Here is a 2,377-nt window from a genome sequence, read left to right as displayed (position 1 = left end):
CCCACACCCCCGCCGACAGCCCCGGCACACCGCGGCCCGCCGAGGACACCGGGCCCGCGGCCCTGCTGTCCGTACGGGACCTGACCATGGCCTTCCCCGGCCGGCGGACCGGGAGCGGGCGCCGCGGGGCGCCCGTCCGCGCCGTCGACGGGGTCTCCTTCGACCTGGCGGCCGGCGAAACCCTCGGCCTGGTCGGCGAGTCGGGCTGCGGCAAGTCCACCACCGGCCGGATGCTCGTCCGCCTGCTGGAGCCCACCTCCGGCACCGTCACCTTCGACGGCCGGGACATCACCCGGCTCTCGCAGCGGGCCCTGCGACCGCTGCGCCGGCACGTCCAGATGGTCTTCCAGGACCCGCACTCCTCCCTCAACCCCCGCCAGACGGTGGCCCGGATCATCGCCGACCCGCTGCTGGTGCAGGGCTGGACGGCGGCCGACGCCCGCCGCCGCGCGGCCGAGCTGATGGACCTGGTCGGACTGATCCCGGAGCACATCGACCGCTATCCGCACGAGTTCTCCGGCGGCCAGGCCCAGCGGATCGGGATCGCCCGCTCCCTCGCCACCGGCCCGCGGCTCGTCATCGCCGACGAGCCCGTCTCGGCGCTCGACGTCTCCGTCCAGGCCCAGATCGTCAACCTGATGGAGCGGCTGCGCGCGGAACTGGGCCTGGCGTACGTGTTCATCGCGCACGACCTGTCCGTGGTGAAACGGGTCAGCGACCGGGTCGCCGTCATGTACCTGGGCCGGATCGTCGAGATCGGCGAGAAGCGCGCCCTGTACGAAAACCCCCAGCACCCTTACACGCGCGCGCTGCTGTCCGCCGTGCCGCTGCCCGATCCGGCGGCCGAGCGGCGGCGGGAGCGGATCGTGCTGCTCGGCGACCCGCCGAGCCCCGCCGCGCCGCCGCCGGGCTGCACCTTCCACCCTCGCTGCCCGAAGGCGCAGGAGGTGTGCCGCACCGAGCGGCCGCTGCTGCGGATCGCCGCCTCCCGCGAGGTGGCCTGCCACTTCCCGGGGGACTGACGGGGATCCCGGGAAGGTGAGGGCCCCGCGGCCGGCACGACCGGCTGCGGGGCCCTCCGCCGTACCCGGCACCCCGGCACCCGGCACCCGGTGGCCGGTGCCGGACCTCGCGGGGCTCAGCCGGCAGCAAGTTCGCGGCGGAAGAACTCCAGCTCCAGCGCCATCAGCTTCTCCCTGGTGCCTCCCGGGGTCATGTGGGTGACCCCGGGCAGGGCCAGCAGCTGGTGGGGGCGGCCCGCGTCCGTCAGCGCACGGGACAGGCGCAGGGTGTGCGAGGGGTGGACGTTGTCGTCGGCCAGGCCCGTCATCAGCAGCAGCGGCCTGGTCAGCTTGGGGGCGTCGGGGATCAGCGAGTCCCGCTCGTAGACCTCCGGGTGCTCCTGGGGCAGGCCGAGGTAGCGCTCGGTGTACGCGGTGTCGTAGTGGCGGAAGTCGGTGGGCGCGGCCCCGGCGGCCGCCGCGTGGAAGACGTCGGGGCGGCGCAGCACCGCGAGGGCGGACAGGTAGCCGCCGTACGACCAGCCGCGCACGCCGACCCGGCCGAGGTCGAGGTCGCGGTGGCGGGCGCCGAGCGCCTGCAGGGCGGCGACCTGGTCCTCCAGGGTGACCTCGGAGAAGCCGCGGTACATGGCGTGGGTGAAGGCGGGGGACACGTACGGCGTCCCGCGGTTGTCGACGGTCACCACGGCGAAGCCCTGGTCGGCCCACCACTGGCGGTGCTGCCAGCGGCGCGGCTCGGCGCTGACGTCCTGGAAGCCGGGGCCGCCGTATCCGTCGACGAGCACCGGCAGCCGCTGCCCGGGGACGTGCCCGCGGGGCAGCACCAGCGCGGTGGGCACCCCGTGCTCGGTGACCCGCTGCAGCACCGGGGCCACCCGCCAGGGCAGCGGCGCCGCGTGGTCGGCGGGGGTGAACTCGCGCCCGTCGGGGGTGCGCACGGTGCGGCGTATGCCCTCGCGCCCGGCGGCGGTCAGCAGCAGCGTCCCGGCGGAGGCGAGGACGGAGTGCACGGTGGGCACCGCGGGGTCGTCGGCGAGGACGGTGAGTTCGCCGGTGTCCGGGTCGAGCAGCAGGACCTGCTGCTCGGCGGGGTCGCGCAGTCCGGCCTCGACGAGGAGCCGGCCCTGGTGGACGCCGGCGAAGCCGCGGACCTGGACGCCGTCGCCGGTGAGCAGGCGGCCGTCGACGGCCAGGGCCCGGGCGGCCCCGCCGGTGGGGGCACCCTCCGCGGCAGCCGGTGGAGTGTCGGCGGCGGTGAGCATGCGCCCGTCGGGGAGCCGCGCCGGGGTGCCGGGCAGCAGCGGGTCCACCCAGTGGGGGTGGGTGGTGCGGGACCTGTCTCTTATATAAATCTG

General features: G+C 75.8%; 2 protein-coding genes. One reads left to right on the top strand and one right to left on the bottom strand.

Annotation, left to right across the window (positions count from 1 at the left end; genetic code table 11):
* Positions 1 to 86 precede the first annotated feature (86 nt).
* On the top strand, positions 87 to 1,022 hold the full coding sequence (locus HYE82_RS35950) for an ABC transporter ATP-binding protein (RefSeq protein WP_256988182.1): 936 nt from the start codon (positions 87 to 89) through the stop codon (positions 1,020 to 1,022).
* A gap of 116 nt (positions 1,023 to 1,138) precedes the next feature.
* Here HYE82_RS35950 and HYE82_RS35945 read toward each other — a convergent pair whose 3' ends face one another.
* Positions 1,139 to 2,332 (bottom strand): prolyl oligopeptidase family serine peptidase, encoded by a 1,194-nt coding sequence (locus tag HYE82_RS35945; RefSeq protein ID WP_309144566.1) that lies wholly within the window; start codon positions 2,330 to 2,332, stop codon positions 1,139 to 1,141.
* Positions 2,333 to 2,377: the final 45 nt, after the last annotated feature.

The organism is Streptomyces sp. BR123, from assembly GCF_013401435.1.
In the GTDB taxonomy this organism is placed as follows: domain Bacteria; phylum Actinomycetota; class Actinomycetes; order Streptomycetales; family Streptomycetaceae; genus Streptomyces.
This window is presented reverse-complemented; position numbering and strand designations above follow the sequence as displayed.